At 33.4% G+C, this 15,824-nt stretch carries 19 protein-coding genes and 1 pseudogene; 5 read left to right on the forward strand and 15 right to left on the reverse strand.

The features are described from left to right. Positions 1-171: 171 nt before the first annotated feature. Positions 172-1,626, forward strand: a complete 1,455-nt coding sequence (hpaB, locus tag MKY78_RS06100; protein WP_339216980.1) for a 4-hydroxyphenylacetate 3-monooxygenase, oxygenase component — start codon at positions 172-174, stop codon at positions 1,624-1,626. 218 nt (positions 1,627-1,844) lie between these two features. Here hpaB and MKY78_RS06105 read toward each other — a convergent pair whose 3' ends face one another. After that, on the reverse strand, positions 1,845-2,396 hold the full coding sequence (locus tag MKY78_RS06105; protein WP_339216981.1) for a flavodoxin family protein: 552 nt from the start codon (positions 2,394-2,396) through the stop codon (positions 1,845-1,847). Positions 2,397-2,524: 128 nt separating this feature from the next. Here MKY78_RS06105 and MKY78_RS06110 point away from each other — a divergent pair, with 128 nt between their 5' ends. Next, positions 2,525-3,424, forward strand: a complete 900-nt coding sequence (locus tag MKY78_RS06110) for a LysR family transcriptional regulator (protein ID WP_339216982.1) — start codon at positions 2,525-2,527, stop codon at positions 3,422-3,424. Positions 3,425-3,700: 276 nt separating this feature from the next. Here the strand turns inward: MKY78_RS06110 and MKY78_RS06115 are convergent, their stop codons facing one another. The 4 genes and pseudogenes from MKY78_RS06115 to MKY78_RS06130 all read right to left on the reverse strand — a co-directional run bounded on the left by MKY78_RS06115 (position 3,701) and on the right by MKY78_RS06130 (position 6,505). Then, the gene (locus MKY78_RS06115) at positions 3,701-4,612 is read right to left on the reverse strand and encodes a serine hydrolase (protein WP_339216983.1); all 912 of its coding nucleotides are present in this window, start codon (positions 4,610-4,612) and stop codon (positions 3,701-3,703) included. A gap of 492 nt (positions 4,613-5,104) precedes the next feature. Beyond that, positions 5,105-5,389 carry a hypothetical protein gene (locus MKY78_RS06120; RefSeq protein ID WP_339216984.1) on the reverse strand — a complete coding sequence of 95 codons (285 nt, stop codon included), beginning with the start codon at positions 5,387-5,389 and terminating at the stop codon, positions 5,105-5,107. Positions 5,390-5,489: 100 nt separating this feature from the next. Then, positions 5,490-5,938, reverse strand: a pseudogene (locus MKY78_RS06125) (GNAT family protein). Between the two features lie 144 nt (positions 5,939-6,082). Beyond that, positions 6,083-6,505 carry a hypothetical protein gene (locus tag MKY78_RS06130; protein WP_339216985.1) on the reverse strand — a complete coding sequence of 141 codons (423 nt, stop codon included), beginning with the start codon at positions 6,503-6,505 and terminating at the stop codon, positions 6,083-6,085. A gap of 328 nt (positions 6,506-6,833) precedes the next feature. On the opposite strand from MKY78_RS06130, the gene MKY78_RS06135 reads away from it, so the two are divergent. Beyond that, a complete protein-coding gene (locus tag MKY78_RS06135; RefSeq protein ID WP_339217857.1) occupies positions 6,834-7,220 on the forward strand; it encodes a transposase in 387 nt (128 codons plus the stop codon). 156 nt (positions 7,221-7,376) lie between these two features. Here MKY78_RS06135 and MKY78_RS06140 read toward each other — a convergent pair whose 3' ends face one another. After that, entirely contained in the window at positions 7,377-7,832 is a 456-nt protein-coding gene (locus tag MKY78_RS06140; protein WP_091773355.1) for a VOC family protein, read from the reverse strand. Positions 7,833-8,017: 185 nt separating this feature from the next. Next, positions 8,018-8,632 carry a cysteine peptidase family C39 domain-containing protein gene (locus MKY78_RS06145; protein WP_339216986.1) on the reverse strand — a complete coding sequence of 205 codons (615 nt, stop codon included), beginning with the start codon at positions 8,630-8,632 and terminating at the stop codon, positions 8,018-8,020. A 207-nt stretch (positions 8,633-8,839) separates the two neighbouring features. On the opposite strand from MKY78_RS06145, the gene MKY78_RS06150 reads away from it, so the two are divergent. Further along, the gene (locus MKY78_RS06150) at positions 8,840-9,679 is read left to right on the forward strand and encodes a tyrosine-type recombinase/integrase (protein ID WP_339216987.1); all 840 of its coding nucleotides are present in this window, start codon (positions 8,840-8,842) and stop codon (positions 9,677-9,679) included. 57 nt (positions 9,680-9,736) lie between these two features. Here the strand turns inward: MKY78_RS06150 and MKY78_RS06155 are convergent, their stop codons facing one another. The 5 genes from MKY78_RS06155 to MKY78_RS06175 all read right to left on the reverse strand — a co-directional run bounded on the left by MKY78_RS06155 (position 9,737) and on the right by MKY78_RS06175 (position 12,642). Further along, complete coding sequence (locus tag MKY78_RS06155) at positions 9,737-10,570, reverse strand: hypothetical protein (protein ID WP_339216988.1); 834 nt, start codon at positions 10,568-10,570, stop codon at positions 9,737-9,739. 506 nt (positions 10,571-11,076) lie between these two features. Beyond that, the gene (locus tag MKY78_RS06160) at positions 11,077-11,361 is read right to left on the reverse strand and encodes a helix-turn-helix transcriptional regulator (protein WP_339216989.1); all 285 of its coding nucleotides are present in this window, start codon (positions 11,359-11,361) and stop codon (positions 11,077-11,079) included. A gap of 235 nt (positions 11,362-11,596) precedes the next feature. Beyond that, the gene (locus MKY78_RS06165; RefSeq protein ID WP_339216990.1) at positions 11,597-11,761 is read right to left on the reverse strand and encodes a hypothetical protein; all 165 of its coding nucleotides are present in this window, start codon (positions 11,759-11,761) and stop codon (positions 11,597-11,599) included. A 5-nt stretch (positions 11,762-11,766) separates the two neighbouring features. Continuing rightward, the gene (locus MKY78_RS06170) at positions 11,767-12,453 is read right to left on the reverse strand and encodes an ankyrin repeat domain-containing protein (RefSeq protein WP_339216991.1); all 687 of its coding nucleotides are present in this window, start codon (positions 12,451-12,453) and stop codon (positions 11,767-11,769) included. A gap of 21 nt (positions 12,454-12,474) precedes the next feature. Then, positions 12,475-12,642, reverse strand: coding sequence for a hypothetical protein (locus MKY78_RS06175; RefSeq protein ID WP_339216992.1), 168 nt, complete (start codon positions 12,640-12,642; stop codon positions 12,475-12,477). Positions 12,643-13,154: 512 nt separating this feature from the next. On the opposite strand from MKY78_RS06175, the gene MKY78_RS06180 reads away from it, so the two are divergent. Beyond that, on the forward strand, positions 13,155-13,322 hold the full coding sequence (locus MKY78_RS06180) for a hypothetical protein (RefSeq protein ID WP_339216993.1): 168 nt from the start codon (positions 13,155-13,157) through the stop codon (positions 13,320-13,322). A gap of 240 nt (positions 13,323-13,562) precedes the next feature. Here MKY78_RS06180 and MKY78_RS06185 read toward each other — a convergent pair whose 3' ends face one another. From MKY78_RS06185 to MKY78_RS06195, 3 genes are all read right to left on the reverse strand, one after another. Next, positions 13,563-14,039, reverse strand: coding sequence for a hypothetical protein (locus tag MKY78_RS06185; RefSeq protein ID WP_339216994.1), 477 nt, complete (start codon positions 14,037-14,039; stop codon positions 13,563-13,565). Positions 14,040-14,144: 105 nt separating this feature from the next. After that, positions 14,145-14,873: a DUF1385 domain-containing protein gene (locus MKY78_RS06190; protein WP_339216995.1), complete on the reverse strand. Its 729-nt coding sequence runs from the start codon at positions 14,871-14,873 to the stop codon at positions 14,145-14,147. Between the two features lie 548 nt (positions 14,874-15,421). Beyond that, entirely contained in the window at positions 15,422-15,772 is a 351-nt protein-coding gene (locus tag MKY78_RS06195) for a GNAT family N-acetyltransferase (RefSeq protein WP_339217858.1), read from the reverse strand. Positions 15,773-15,824: the final 52 nt, after the last annotated feature.

The following is a 15,824-nucleotide window of genomic DNA, read 5'->3' on the forward strand; positions in this document are numbered from 1 at the left end:
TACTACTTGAGCTTTTCAGTTTGGTTTCTGCTGTTGGGAATTAGCTACAATCAGATGATTTTAGATTGCTTTTCCAATGATAATAGTGGAACTGACAAGGGAATAGACTAATAAAATAGTACAGTGGAGATGAATCTGCATTAAAAAGCAAATGGATATAGGAGTGTTATTATGGGAGCTATTAATGGGACGGAATTTATTAATCGCTTAAATCAACTAGATACTGAAATTTGGCTAGATGGAAAAAAGATTGAGGGGAAAATCTCTGAGCACCCAGTATTTAAAGGAGTTCTTCAGACTAAGGCTTCTTTATATGATATGCAGCATCATCCTAAATATAAAGATGAGATGACTTTTCTTTCGCCAGAAACAGGTGATTCTGTCGGCCTTTCCTTCTTACAACCCAAAAAGAAGGATGACTTAATAAAAAGACGAAAAGCAGCTGAGCATTGGGCTAGACAAACTGGTGGTTTGATGGGAAGGAGTCCCGATTACCTCAATACCGCTGTGATGAGTTTTGCCTCCTCTTCTCCAGTATTGAGTGGACGTGTAAATTGTTTTCCGGAAAATATTCAATCCTTATATAAACTAGCGATGACAAAAGACCTTTCATTCACCCATACCTTTGTCTCACCCCAAGTAAATCGTTCCGAAACATATTTAGAATCCTCTGAAGAAGAACCAATTGTCGCCCGGGTGGTTGATCGGAATGAAGAAGGAATAGTTATTAAAGGAGCACGCCTCCTAGCTACTCAAGGCGGATTAACCGACGAAGTATTAGTTTTCAGTAATCCAGCTTTCTTGTTAGATGAGGAGGAAGCTTTTGCTTTTTCCATTCCATCAGATACTATCGGTTTAAAATTTATTTGCCGAGAGTCGTTCATTGGTGGAGATTCACTTTTTAATCATCCCTTAAGCTCTCGATTTGAAGAAATGGATACCCTTCTTGTGTTTGACAATGTTCTAGTTCCGTGGAATCGAGTATTCTATTATGACAATGCTATGGCAGCCACAGATTTCTTATTCCAAAGTTCTTTTCACGCTTTTACGGCCCACCAAGCCGTGACCAGACAAATTGTCAAAACCGAATTCATTTTAGGTCTTGCTGAGCTTTTAGTACAAACCATTAACGTGAGCGAGTACCAACATATACAAGAAAAGCTGTCAGAAATCATTATTGGTCTTGAAACAATAAAGGCATTGTTGGAGAAATCGGAAAATGATGCAGCATTGGACCAATGGGGAACAATGCGACCGAATATCGTTCCACTTCAGGTTGCCAATAACATCTTCCCTAAAATTTATCCCCGCTTCACCGAAATCATTCAATTAATTGGAGCTAGCGGACTGGTTGGTTTGCCTACGGAAAATGCATTTAATTCTCCGATCCGAGACGATCTCAATCAGTACCTTCAAGCAGCAACGAAAAACGCAAAGGATCGAGTGAAAATATTTAGGTTAGCCTGGGATCTGACTATGAGTTCATTTGGAACGAGACAAACTCAATATGAAAGGTACTTCTTTGGAGATCCCATCCGATTATCAAGCCGTCTATACAAAGCCTATCCACTTACTGATTATGTGAAAGAGGTTAGTAATTTCTTAGATTTGGAAACTGAAGTATAAAAAAAGCGAAATAAAAATAATAGATTCTAAGCTGCTTTTAAAGTGCTATTATCATTAGGCCTGCTCGAGTTAGAATGAAACCTTTACTATAAAGCAGGCCCATTTGGTTTTCTTAAGGCTTTATCTCACTAACACCTTTCTTAATTTCAAGATAATAATTATAGAGTGCCGTTTTCGAATGGTCATTAATGATTTTGATGAGCACAACATTATATTTATTAATTTACCTGATGTTTTAAGGAGCCATGAATCTGTTCTGCAATTACCAATGCTTGCTCATCCTGAAGAATGTCATTTGGTTTATTCCCTTGACCAAGTACATATCCCTCAAAAGAAATACCTAAAAAATCAAAAATGTATTGAAATTGCTCAATCAATGGTAGTCCTTTTAATAATGGGCTATCTCCTCCAACCGCAATTACATAGGCTTTCTTGGAAGACATAACATCTTTAAAATCAGGATAGTTCGCATCTTTTAATGTCTGTGACCAGCGATCAATAAACAACTTCATTGTTCCAGACATACTATACCAATAAATAGGGGTTGCGAAAAGAAGAATATCATGGGACAGAACCCTATTCAAGATAATGTTATAATCATCATTTACTTCTTCAAATCCCCCCTGAACATGACGCTGATCGTTAATTGGTTTGATTTCATAATCCTTTAAATATATCTTCTCCACAGGTAAATCTTGAATTACTCGTTCTGTTAGAGTCTCCGTATTACCATTTACCCGTGTTCCTCCATAAATAACGCCTATTGTCATTACTTACTACTCCTTTATCATACATAGTTTGTTGTTTGAATACTCCTATCTTATAATGGAAATAAGAATCGATAAAGATGATGATTTCGATTATATCAATCACAAATTCCGATTAAGAGGTGACTTAGATGGAGACAAAGCAATTAATTACGTTTAAAGTAGCTGCAGAGAATTTGAACTTCACACAAACAGCAAAGATACTAAAATTTGCCCAATCTAGTGTAACAGCACAAATTAAGTCCCTTGAAGAAGAACTCGATACGAAGTTATTTGAACGGTTAGGAAAAAGAATATATTTAACAGAATCAGGAAAACAGTTCAAACATTATGCTGAGAAAATGATTGCACTATCAGAGGAAGCAAAATTAGTAACTAGCGGGATAAAAGAACCTTCAGGCACCATTGTGATTGGCGCACAAGAAAGCCAATGCACTTACCGTCTTCCGCCAATACTAAAAGAATTTAAAAAGCAATTTCCTAATATTAAGCTGGTATTTAAACCTGCTCATTCCGACGAATTAGCAAAAGAAGGATTACGAAATGGAAATCTTGATATAGCTTTTATCATGGATATAGTTAAACCAGGACATTCACTAACCACAGAACCGCTTACCCAGGATGAAATGAAACTTGTAGCTTCACCTGAACATCCCTTAGCAAGTAAAAATATAGTCTTCACGAAAGACTTAGAACAGGAAACCTTTCTATTAACTGAAAAAGGGTGCTCCTACCGCACGATTTTAGAAGATACTTTACATGAAGCTGGTGTCTTCTCAACTAATAAGTTCGAATTTGTTAGTATAGAGGCCATAAAACAATGTGTGATGGCTGATTTAGGAATAGCTATTCTACCAGCAATGGTAGTAGAAGGTGATATTAAGGATGGTCGTATGAAAGAACTAAAATGGGAGCAAAATGTTCCAACTCTTTATACTCAGATTGCTTGGCATAGTGATAAGGAATTGACAATTCCTATACAGTCTTTTATAGAGTTAACTCGACGGACTTTAAGGGAGAATCAACTTTAAAATAGTCAAGATCAATTTTTGAGTTGATACAAAATACTTATTAAATATCACCAAGAAAACTAACTATTTTTAAACTAATTAGTTTTTCTTGGTGGATTAGTGTTCATATATCTTCTTCAAATTTTCGAGTTAACTTTCTTAATACAAGTTATGTTCATTTCAAACCTTCACTATAAAACCATGAGCCACGCTTCCATGTTTATCTAAAGTTCGGGTAGATAATTCTTTTCATTTATCCTTACCTACATTCTCCGAAAGTATTTCAGCATAACTCCTTCATTCATTATTAACAATGTGATCAGTGACACAAGGAAGTAAATAGTCCTTAAAATAATCTATAAGTCTAGATGTGTCATCTTTTATACTGCTTGTCATCACTACTACCAACCGATATTCAGGTGCGAGAATAATATATTGCCCCTCGTACCCTACAGCTAGAACAATCCTACCTATTTGATTGTCAAATTGTTTATTCCACCAGTGGTATGCATAGGAGGTGTCATCATTAACTTTAACTTTTGGACTTGTAGATTCCTCAATCCATTCAATAGGCAAGATTTGTTTAGATTTCCATCGTCCTTCATTTACATAAAGAGCTCCGAATTTTAACATATCAACCGTTTTCATTGTTAATCCGAATCCACCAATGGCTATATCTTGAGCATCACGATTCCACTTATAATCTGTTATTCCTAAAGGTGTAAATAAATACTTTTTAGCAAAGTCTTCCGTATGTAATCCCGTCGTCTTTTGTAAGATGGCACTTAATAACTGTGATGAACCGCAGCTGTATACCATTTCTTTGCCAGGAGGATGATCAACGTCCTGTTTAAGTACAAAGTTGACCCAATTTTTGCTAGGTATCATACCACTATTGCCCGGCCAATGTAACCCTGAAGTCATAGTTAATAGATGCTTGATCGCAATTCTCTGATCCTCTTTATCTTTATTAAATTCCGGAAAGTAATTAATTATTGGTGTATTGACATTTTCGATATAGCCTTTATCTATCGCAATTCCAATTAGTGCAGAAAGAATGCTTTTTGTCACAGAATATATTTTATGTTGTTTTTCTTTCATTTTGTTGTTTCGAAAGTATTCAAATATCACAGTATTATTCCTTTGCACAAGGACGCTATCAACTTTGTCTTTTTTTATTGCCTTTTCAAACTCCGTTAAAGATTTCATTCTACTGGGGATCCCCCTTATATAGTAATCCAATATCTATCACTCCTCTTTGGGAAGAGAAAAATAACAACAAAGTTAATGTGAACTAAGCTTTCTGCTTTAGTACAGTAATTAATATGATTACACATAAAAAAGCCACAGAATTATATAAATAACCCTGTGGCCAAATGTTTAAAATCATACAAATGCCGAAGTTCATAATTGCCTAGTCAAATCATGAAAACAAAATTCCCTTATCTTTATCCGTTTGAATGAGAGACAATATAATTTAACTTCCAAGGTTATCTTCTCTAAAATTACCATTGTTACCTCTCACCCCTTTCAATAATATTAAGAAAATTATACCATTTTTTATATTGAAATCAAACAAGAATCCAGTAGAAGAAAGATATGGTTATAAAAATAATAATTGACCTTTGCCTCTTTATGTTCGGAGAAGCCTTTTTTCACGAAACCCTGATATGATTAACACAGCCGTTAGTGAACATTTAATTACGTAGTCATAGAAAATCCTATTTTTATCCCTATAGGAATGGAAATCCAAGTAATTATAAGTGATATAATGAAATAAGGTATTAAATCCTTATAAAACTGAATTAGAACGAATATCGCACCAACCCCCCAGATAACAAGAATGATGAAAAACTCTGGTGCAACATATGTTTCATCTGTATAATTTTCAGCAATGGTTCCACCAGCAAAAAACATAGATATCATGAGAGCAATAAAACCACTTATTAAAAGATTAACCAGTGCTATTATCTTTCGTTTACTCATGATTTCTCCCTCCCTTCACTTCCTCACAACTATCCTTTCCTTTGACTCAGCAATTCATTGCCCTTGATATACAAAAGCACCCTTTATTTGATAAGCGTCATTAACACTTATATTCCATTTTTAAAAACTCAAATGTACTACCATTTGTATTTTGCATAAAAGTCTCAACATCTTTAAAACCAACTTTTCTGTATAAATTTATCGCTCTTTGATTAAAAGTTGCCACTGATAATGTGATTTTTTCAGGTGTGAATTCTGATTGGATAAAATTAATACCTGCCCTTAAAAATCTTGTCCCATTCCCTTTTCCAGTTAAATCTGGTCTCATTCCTAAACCAATATCAAAAATTCTATCAGTAACTTTACTAACACTAAGGAAAGCAACCAGGTCATCTCCTTTTGTTACAGCAAACGTTGCGTTTCCTCGTTCTTCTGGATTTAAAAATTGTTCTAAATCATATCATAAAAAGAATACTCCCCATCATAATGCCAGTTAAACGCGATATCTTCAGCTTGTTCTTGTGTCAAAACACTAAATTTATAAGCCATTTTTATTCTCCTTTATTGTGCCACTTTCCTACCTCAATAGCTTATTAACTTCTAGTTAAATATTAACATAATTTTCAGATAATAATACCAGGTATTTAACCAAAAGAAAAAGGTGATCTTCTTTGACAACCTTTTCTTGAACTTTTATGCGTATTTTTCATTTTTGGTTAGGAAAATGTAATAATAGCTAATTAAAAATAATACTTCCAGTAATACTAAAGCACCCATCATAGAAGTTGCTATCATCGGAGCAAAATTGAAGATAGCACTTATACCAGCCAAGATTAATAAGAACGACATAACGTTTACTAAGTTGTATAACGGCTTTTTATTCGTTTTTGTCGCTAAACTGTCCAGCAGTTGGAAAATAATAATAAATACCATAAACATACCTGCAATAATAAACACAACTCCAACTACAGCTACAATTATCCCTGAAGTAGTTGACATAGCTATCGATAAGGGCGAATTACCTGTTAAATTCAACAAGAAAAAGAAAATACTGTGAGCAATCATAATAATGACATAGGGTTTGACCTTTAAAATTGTTTGCTTCGTTCTCCCCAATTCAATTATCCCAAAAAATATCGAGACATATCCAATGATGTTAGTTATGTAGTAAGTCACTCCGATATCCCAAAAACTTAAATTTGTTTTAAAGAAGACAAAGATTAATCCTACAAAAATATTTATCATTAATAACTTACCTCCTTTATCATTGGCTATCTATAACGTAATCAGCACACTATCTTCCTTTTAAATAGCCCGTATGTGTAAGTTATTTTTCTACACAAGCCATTTAACCTCACTCTATTTTACCATATATTCAAAATTTTTATAATTTAATTTCACCTGTGATTGCCATAGAACTTACAACGTCGCAACGTATTTACCAATTGAGAGATTTATCATATCGTGGATAAAAAGCCTAATTCCTGCCTGTTTCGGGCGAGGAATTAGGCTTTTTACTTTTGCCGGTATAGATCCCAGTGTCTTTGAATCTGGACGATTCAAGGGGACAGTCAATCGTATTACTAAAAGAGGATCTAGCCGACTGAGACATGCCTTATTTATGGCGGTTCGCTCCGCAATCCGTGATGCTCGCAAGCAAAAGACAACGGAAGAAATCATTCCTCGTAACAAGAAATTACGAGCATTTTATGATAAAAAACGAGAAGAAGGAAAGCCTTATAAAGTAGCGATAATTGCGTGTGCCAATAAACTATTACATTGGATTTACGCCATATTGAAAAGCAACTCTACCTTCCAAGATATTGCGTAACTAGTTAACTTAACCAAATACTCCAAAGCCTTCCAATTAAAGAATTCAGGAGGGTTATTTGGCATGTGCAAAATAAGTATATCACAATTAATTTAAGTTTTTTAGAGAAAAATATTGACAACTATTAGCTGGTTTAGTTGAAGATGAAATAATTTATTATTTATTTATTTCTTCCCACTCACTTAAATACATACGATCTGTTATGTTTTTGGGATTATCTATTTTACAAATAAATTCTAAACTATTACCATCAGGATCATTAAAATGAATTTTAGCGTGTGCATAATCTTCGTGAGGCATAACAAAAGGTTCCACTGGCTTAAATCCAAAAGCCTCTCTAGGTTTATATCCTTTGTTCTTTAACCAAGTTACCGATTCCTTTAGTCCTTGTAATGAAACTTGAAAAGCTATATGTCTTATAGATGGATGGTATTCAAGTTCTACTCTATCGCTTTTCCATAAACCCAACCAACTCTTATCTTTTTCAATCCATAAAAATGCCAACCTATTCTCAACGGTATGATCAAGTTCAAGTCCTAGGTCAGTATAAAACTCTATTGAACGATTTAAATCACTTACTGGTAAATGTGCTTCATATAATCCTTTTATCAATGATTTTCCCCCACAATTCTATAACTTTCAATTTTATTATAACCTTCACGAGATTCTTGTTAAACTAATTCTACCCCTTTAGTTAAATAACTTCAACAAAGAAGGTACTTCTCCTTCTTTAAGAAAAGCACCCGTTTGTTGAATTACATTACTTCATAATCTGCTAGGTTTTCTAATCAATAATATTAGCTTTTTGTGTCTTCTACGGCTATGTAAGTATTGCTATATAGAAGCATATGAATTCTCTTTACATTCCATAGTTTCTTAAATTCATTAATCGGAACTTTTCTGTTAAAACTCTTTTGTTCATCACCACAATTCACCAAATGCCTTAATGATTCTGAAAGGTATATATACTCCTTGTCATAGCCTACGACAGGGACAAAATGCAAATTATTGCTATCTTTCTGCACTTTAATAAAAACAATTACTGGGATTCCTTTACTAACTTCGTACTTTAATGTATTTATATTTCCTTTATAATAGTTTGTTTTAAACCCCTTTTCTCTTAATACTGTACGGATACCCTTTGGATATACATTTCCCGCCCTCGTTTTACTAGGAAAATAAGTATATAAAGCTTCACCATCATTCTCCATACCAAAATGACGCAACAGATATGCCGTTGAAAATGCTGCACACTCCGTTTTATTTTGAAAATCTATTCGATTATTTTGTTGAATAAGATAGTTAATTGGATAATCTCTTTTTCGTAGAACAGGAATGGGTAATGTCATTAAATATGCATTAATGATAGTGGATATAAGAATCCATAAAATAACTGTTCTAACTATAAACATACTACTTCCCCCATTGCTTTCAAGTCTATATCGAAACAATATTCTAAATCCTACTTTCACTAAACTGCTCCGTTAGTTGAATAACCTATCTTAATTCTAACATTAAATTCCATTCAATTCACCCGATCACCCGAATATTTTAAAAACTTATTTTATTCAACTTAGTGGTAAAGATGTTGATAATAATATTTTTGGGAGTGAGCAATTATGTTATTATCGGAAGCCGCAAAAAGTTATGAGGCAGATAAGAGAATTGAGGGTTTTTCAGCACAAACATTAAATGCCTATAGGTTGCAAGCAAAGCTACTTACAGATTACTTTGGGAATATCGACATAAGTAAAATATCAACCCTACAACTGAAGGATTATTTAGCTGAATCGAGTAATAGTTTAAAGCCTTCAAGTTTGTCGCATCGTATTAGATTTCTACGGTCCCTATTTCGATGGTTACACGAGGAGGGTTTCATTGAGTTAAATCCTGCTAGTAAAATAAAGGAACCGAGAGTTGGAAAGAGGATTCCCAAATTCCTTACTGAAAGAGAAATTGAAGATCTTAGAGATGCTTGCTTTTCTACAATGGAAAAAGCCTTATTTGAATTTATGTTTTCTACTGGTTGTCGTATAGGAGAAATTGTTACCTTGGATCGAAATAGTATAAATTGGGGAAGCCAATCTGCCATTGTACGTGGTAAGGGAGATAAGGAACGAGAAGTGTACTTTAATATTCGTTGTGATATTTGGCTAAAGAAATATTTAGATACCAGATACGATAACGATCCAGCTATATTTGTCACAGAACGCTCTCCACATAGAATGAGCATTGCTCAGATGAGGTATATCATTAAACGTATTTCCAAACGAGCAGGAATAAATAAAACAATTCACCCCCACCAGTTAAGGCACAGTTATGCAACGCACTTGTTAAATAATGGTGCCCCATTAGAAGTTATTCAAAGTCTATTAGGTCACGAAAAAAGTGAAACTACAAGGATATACGCAGAACTAAGTGGTAGACTGCGACAAGAGCTTTATAGAAAATATTTCTAAAATATTAAAGAGCAACGCTGTTATAATATGCGTTGCTCTTTTCAACTCTTGCACCCGTTACTTTAAGTGCACTTCTTCACAATCCCTTTTATATATTCCATCTTTACCATATGCATAAAGAAACGTACCTCGCATAAAAACATGACCAATGATAGGTTTGCCGTTTTCATCAGTTAATTGTATTTTTTCCTTTGGAGTAATTGTCCGATTTTTTATTCGAAAACGTATTATTGAATCCATATCTATTTGACCAATTAAGCCTGTTTTATCGAATATAAATTGGTGTATTGTATCACCTTCTATACGATAGCGAATAGTCTCTTTCATCTCATTAAGTTGAACAAGAAAAGAATCATCATAGTAATAAAAATATACTTGCTTTGAACTTACAACATTCAAGGCATAACAATCAATAATTCCATAACTACCTGCACCCCACAACTTATCCCCATTTATCTTGTAAGCAATAAGTCCTTCACTACCCATGGGCTGTTCCCATCCGAAATTACCAAATACACCTTCATCAAAATAACTCACCCAAATTGTATCATTGTCATCAATTTGTACGTGTTCGATGCCATCTCCAAGTGTAAAGGCTTCAATTAACTGCCCGTTTGGGTTGTATCTTCTGGCATTTCGTTCAATATATTTACCATCTTTTAAACAACGACCTTGTACGATAAGTAAAGTACCATCTGAAAATAAGTCCACTCCTGTCGGTATAAGAGGGACATTCTTTAGTTCTACTGTTTCTACACTTTTACCTTTAATAACTTGGATTGTCCAATTACTTTTTGGTACAGGACGTTGAAAAAAATCTAATTCCTGTAAATTACTCTCAATTAGAAGTAATGTACCATCTTTTGTTATTTGACCACTTATAAAATTCAAATTTGAGGAATAATCGATGCACTTTTGTAATACTAATTTTTCTATTTCAATCACCTCAATCTTATTAAATAATCCTGCTTCTTTAGTTGAAGAACATAATTTTCACAATCATCTGTATATAGTATAACACACTATATTTATTACTAATTATGATTAGGCTTTTGCTTTCCCAAGAACGGGTGCCCTTTTCTCTTCACAGCTAGGTAATTTTACCATAGATAGGTTGTAAATAAGTTTTCTGTTTAAAGCTATTGTAAGATGGTCTGTCCCTGCCTAAATCACTTATGTTATTTTCCTAATCATGGAGATAGTTTTTTAACTTAGAGCCGAAACCTTATTTACGACATAACTTATATAGGGTTATGTTTCGGTAATCCTGTTTTTACAAATAATTCCGACAATATATTGTGCGGTAGTGACTTTTTATACCATAAAGTAAGGTAAAAATGCTACTGAATTAGAGGAAGAATAGTAAATTCCCCTTCAGTAGCATTTCCTTTTGCATTCTATTCTGTTTTTCTCACTTTCTCCCTTGAAAGGAATTCTTCTAAATACAGATATATCTCTTCTGTAGACCAGTTCATCCCCATAGTTAGAACCTTGATACGGAAATCAATCTCGGGATTTCGCTTACCATGTTCAATTCTATGAATATAGCTTGCAGAACAACCAACCAAAGAAGCCATGTCTTCCAGCGTAAGAAAGTATTTCCGACGATAATCCTGCAATAAACCTCCAAAATCATCTATAGCCTGATTCACTAATTCAAGTTTCTTTTCTTCGTTATTCATACCATATCTCCTCCTAAATATATTGAGTTGACCCAATGCCTGTCTCTTTTTTGTTACTTTTTATAGTAGTTGGATTCGATATGGTTTATTCCACTAACCAGTGGTTAGACCTATATTAATAAATAAATTTGCTATAAAAATCTATGATATATTAATAAAGTAATACTTAACAACCCCCAATCACATGATTAATCATTCCCTTTCTATACTTTATCTCTAATGCTTTTAATATTTCTTATAACTCGTTATCTTCATCGATTTCCTTTAACCACTGTGGTCTCATTAATTCTTCAATCTCAAGTTTCATATGTTTACTAATTATGTAGTTGTTATCATATATCCGTTTTAACAATTCGTATGCCCTTCTTAACTCGCCTATATTTTCTGTTTTCTCATTCATGATCTTCACTCCTCTCTTCCATCTTCTGATTTACTTCTAGTAGAATTGATTTCCTTATTTTTCCAATCCTGAATTAACTTAACAATCTCTTCCTGGTAATTCTCGTTCCAACCTTCCTCCGCTCTCTGTAGTGCCCCTTCCGTTTTCGCTCCGAATACTAGTAGTAATTTGCAAACATTATAAAAGCCACAGTAAGCCCCAACCTCTAGTGGACTCCTTCCATGCAAATCTTTTTTGTTTGGATCAGCTCCAAGTTCTAGTAATTTCTTTACTATTTGGGCTTGATTCAAAAAAACAGCCCAATAGAGCAAACTAGCTCCATTAATTTCCTGGTTAACATCATGCTCATCAATATAACTTACAAGTTCATCCACATTATTAGATTCTAGTAAATTCATCAAATTCCTATCTGGATCTCTTTGCACTTCACCATGTACATAATCAGACAAAAATGCTTCAAAACTATCATCCTCCAAATAGAAAAGGTCAATAAATATAACAGGACTCTCATACCCTGTAGATTCCTTTTCTATGGCTTCACGCCTTCCAAAATTATTATTTTCACTGGAATATTTATGTTGTAGCATCTCCATAAGTTGAAAAAAACGCATGTCTGGATTCTCCTCCCAAATAGTTTCGATTAAATCCATTATTCTTCTAATTCTCTTTGGATTTCTTTTATTCTCAGTCATTTTCCTATTCATCACCTTTCACTATTTCGATTTACTAAGATAGTTGAAGTAAGCAAAGCTATCAGAAGCATCAACAAATACACGTAAAGTATCATTATCAAACAACCAATTTTCAGCCCTTTCCTTTGCCTCTTTTGTTGGTATCGTTTCTCTTTTCATTAATTGTTGCTTACGGTTTCCCTGTACCATTGTTATACCATCTCCTCCCACTGACTATAGTCAACATAAATAAAAAAGCCCACATTCTCCTTAATAAGAATGCGAGCTTTTTTTTATGTATTTATATAATAAATGTATACTTTTCATAAAATTCCCTACTTCACTATTTATTATGTTGAATTATAAAGCAGGATAATGCGATAATCAAGTTAAATATAATCAAAATATATGGCTTAAAAGAATTCTCTCGAAATTTAGATATTAAGAAGTATCGTTTAATCTGAGTTTTTTACAGAGTAGTGTTAACACAATTTGTAGTATCTAAAGTGTTAACATATTTAAAATCAAACATGATAAAATCAACGTTTTTAATAAAAAAAGTGTGGAGATTACCAACAAAATTGTCTCCATTATTCATAATAAAGTGTATACACAAATATGGGATAACAAGACAAACACTATTTCTCTAATCTGTTTGTTTCCTTACCACTATACAGATCAGGCAATAGTGTGTATAAAATGTAAATATAAGGGGTGATAATATGAAAGAAGAAATCAAGTATAAACGAGCAACTGTAAAAATTCCGAAGATAACTCCATCTCATTCCTATATTAAATTAAAAAAAGATAACGAAAGGGTAATTCAACTTTTAGAGAATTTGGAAAGAGGGCCTTTTGGAATTTGGACATGGTTTAGAAAAGACAGATGAGACAAATGATTACTTAGTTTAAAAAGTTAGTAAAAATCTGCTGATATACAATTATTCCGTTTCATTGCAATTCTATTCTTACCGTGTCTACTCTTTAACAATTCTTCATTTCCCTGCCTCGGCTGTTGTTTGCGATAAAAAGGCTATACGTGAGGTAAAATAAAAAAATGAATGGTATTAGAGCTTGGTTTGATGCTAAAGCGATTGGTATATATATTGCTTACGAAATATAAGGACTCTTTAATGATTTGAGTCACTTGTTTTATACTCTTTTAATAGTTCTTTTAAGAATACTAATGTATGATTCATATCATTCATAATTTGTTCTTCCCTAAATTTGAATCCAACTATACTGTTTATATATTCTGTAATATTTCCTCTTATAGCTTTTGATGTGAGCTTAAAATAGACGTGGTTTGTCATTTTTTCCGTAGGGATCACTATCTCAGATCTAATTCTCCAATCTATAAACTTACCAAGTGACACTCCAGACAACGGCGATATTGGGTAGCTATCATCCTTCAAATAGTTATAAGCCTCTTGAATTTCATTTTCATGAAACTCTCCTGATTTAATCAACAATTCAATTAGTTGCTTAGAATAACCTTTATATATAGCCTCAACTAGAACTCTGTAGAGCCTTCTTTTAGAGTACTCTTTGCCTTCTAAATAGCCCTTTTCATATGCAATGTGTAATTCTTTATCAAATATATTCATATTGTATTTATTTCTCCCCTTTTGATTGCTAACAATATTGCCATAGATTTTAACTATATATCCTCACGTTAACCTCGTCTAAAGACTTACCCACGGATTAGGAATTTAATTCTTTATTGATATTTCTTTCTCTTCTAACTTCTTAATTGCCTCTATCGCTACTAACAAGTGCTTCTCTTTGGGTTTCGATGTAAAAAGGAAATATTGTGCGGCATTCCCAATTAACAACAAGACATCCCATACTATTTTCGGTTCGGCTCTCCTTATTTCGTATCCAATACTCCAAGATAGCAAAAGTCCCCATATTCCACTACCAAATACCATGTAAAGTAATAAAAAAATGATTAACACAGTAATGATTAAGTTTGTTCCACAATCATTATGGATTCTAGGTTGCTTACTTACTTGTTCCAACGTTAAGTTCGGATTTTTCTCATAAGCTGTAGCTGCCATATGTTCTGCAGCGTGATATCGACCTACAGGACTTAACTTTATTATCAAACTGGCCATCACTAAAATAATCGCTATCATTACGAAGGGGTGAACTGGGATGGTTTGTGAGAGAACAGAATTTGATTTTCCGATTATTAAAAACTCCTTTAAAAAAAATATAGTGATGAAAAATAACAGTATCTTATTGTTTATCTGATCCAATATCATGGTAAATGAACGGAAAAAAGGGAGCTTCGAAATAAATACATATAATTTCTTGTTCTCCTTTTTCAATCTTGTTTCTGTTGTGATTTTCTTATCCTTAAATCGGGATACTGACTGATACTTTTTTCCTGTAAAACTTACAGAATTAAAACCTGCTCTTCCTCCATTTATTTCCATATTGTTTCTCTCCTATCAATTATTTTTGGGATACGCTATTCCCATTGACCATAAACAATGGAAGCAATAAAAAAACTCGCATCCGATATCGAATACGAGTTTTTAAAGATTCTACTGGTTTTTCTGAATAAAAGTACTTTCGATACATTTGAAATCACCTTTGCCGCCCCATTTATTATTATTTTGAATTATAGTGTAATACCATTTAAAAATCAATGTATATCTACAAAACCACTAATTCCTTCAAAATGATCACCAATTATTTCTACATATGATAGTTGGTATCTTTCACAATTACTCGTCCAAGTGTGAGGCTACTCAGTTAAATTTTTTGTTAAAAAGAGGACCACCCCTTTAGCTTTTGGTCGAGCGTTTCGGGGTGGTTTTCTCTTTGGATTTTAACTACTTTTGCTTACTCTATCCTCTAAAAGTCTCACTTTTTATAACATGTAGTATAGTAATTTTGGAACGGAGTAGACATAGGAATAATGCGGGTTTTATGTATTTTGGAACACAACTATATAGAAAAAAGAACAACAGCGAATCTTCTACCTTTTACTTTGTTTTTGTTTTGTATAATAGAGGTTTAAGTCGTCATCTACCAAAACTTGACTCCCTGGAGAAACAGGCTGTTCTTTATACATGATACCTCTCCCATCTGGAATATACCCCCTCTTCGCATAAATGCGTTGGGCACTTCCATAACTGTCATACAAACCAACACCAATTCCGACTATTCCAAAGTCCTTTATAGCAATCTCTTCTATCGCATCCATTAAGGCACTTCCAATCCCTTTCTTTCTTAATTTAGGGATGACATTAAAATCGTTGACTTCTGGAATTCCATTTTCTAAAAAATATGGATAGTATGATTTTAAAAGAAGGTGTAAACTCGATATACTTTGTCTATATCTTTACTTGTCATCCGTCGTACCTCTATTTGATTATTCA

This window comes from Ornithinibacillus sp. FSL M8-0202 (assembly GCF_037975285.1).
Classification (GTDB): Bacteria; Bacillota; Bacilli; order Bacillales; family Amphibacillaceae; genus Ornithinibacillus; species Ornithinibacillus massiliensis.

What these genes read in the sequence shown, in the direction of transcription:
- hpaB (WP_339216980.1), top strand. Translation starts at nt 172, where the DNA reads ATGGGAGCTATTAATGGGACGGAATTTATTAATCGCTTAAATCAACTA.
- MKY78_RS06105 (WP_339216981.1), bottom strand. Translation starts at nt 2,396, where the DNA reads ATGACAATAGGCGTTATTTATGGAGGAACACGGGTAAATGGTAATACG.
- MKY78_RS06110 (WP_339216982.1), top strand. Translation starts at nt 2,525, where the DNA reads ATGGAGACAAAGCAATTAATTACGTTTAAAGTAGCTGCAGAGAATTTG.
- MKY78_RS06115 (WP_339216983.1), bottom strand. Translation starts at nt 4,612, where the DNA reads ATGAAATCTTTAACGGAGTTTGAAAAGGCAATAAAAAAAGACAAAGTT.
- MKY78_RS06120 (WP_339216984.1), bottom strand. Translation starts at nt 5,389, where the DNA reads ATGAGTAAACGAAAGATAATAGCACTGGTTAATCTTTTAATAAGTGGT.
- MKY78_RS06145 (WP_339216986.1), bottom strand. Translation starts at nt 8,632, where the DNA reads ATGTTTATAGTTAGAACAGTTATTTTATGGATTCTTATATCCACTATC.
- MKY78_RS06150 (WP_339216987.1), top strand. Translation starts at nt 8,840, where the DNA reads ATGTTATTATCGGAAGCCGCAAAAAGTTATGAGGCAGATAAGAGAATT.
- MKY78_RS06160 (WP_339216989.1), bottom strand. Translation starts at nt 11,361, where the DNA reads ATGAATAACGAAGAAAAGAAACTTGAATTAGTGAATCAGGCTATAGAT.
- MKY78_RS06165 (WP_339216990.1), bottom strand. Translation starts at nt 11,761, where the DNA reads ATGAATGAGAAAACAGAAAATATAGGCGAGTTAAGAAGGGCATACGAA.
- MKY78_RS06170 (WP_339216991.1), bottom strand. Translation starts at nt 12,453, where the DNA reads ATGACTGAGAATAAAAGAAATCCAAAGAGAATTAGAAGAATAATGGAT.
- MKY78_RS06175 (WP_339216992.1), bottom strand. Translation starts at nt 12,642, where the DNA reads ATGGTACAGGGAAACCGTAAGCAACAATTAATGAAAAGAGAAACGATA.
- MKY78_RS06180 (WP_339216993.1), top strand. Translation starts at nt 13,155, where the DNA reads ATGAAAGAAGAAATCAAGTATAAACGAGCAACTGTAAAAATTCCGAAG.
- MKY78_RS06185 (WP_339216994.1), bottom strand. Translation starts at nt 14,039, where the DNA reads ATGAATATATTTGATAAAGAATTACACATTGCATATGAAAAGGGCTAT.
- MKY78_RS06190 (WP_339216995.1), bottom strand. Translation starts at nt 14,873, where the DNA reads ATGGAAATAAATGGAGGAAGAGCAGGTTTTAATTCTGTAAGTTTTACA.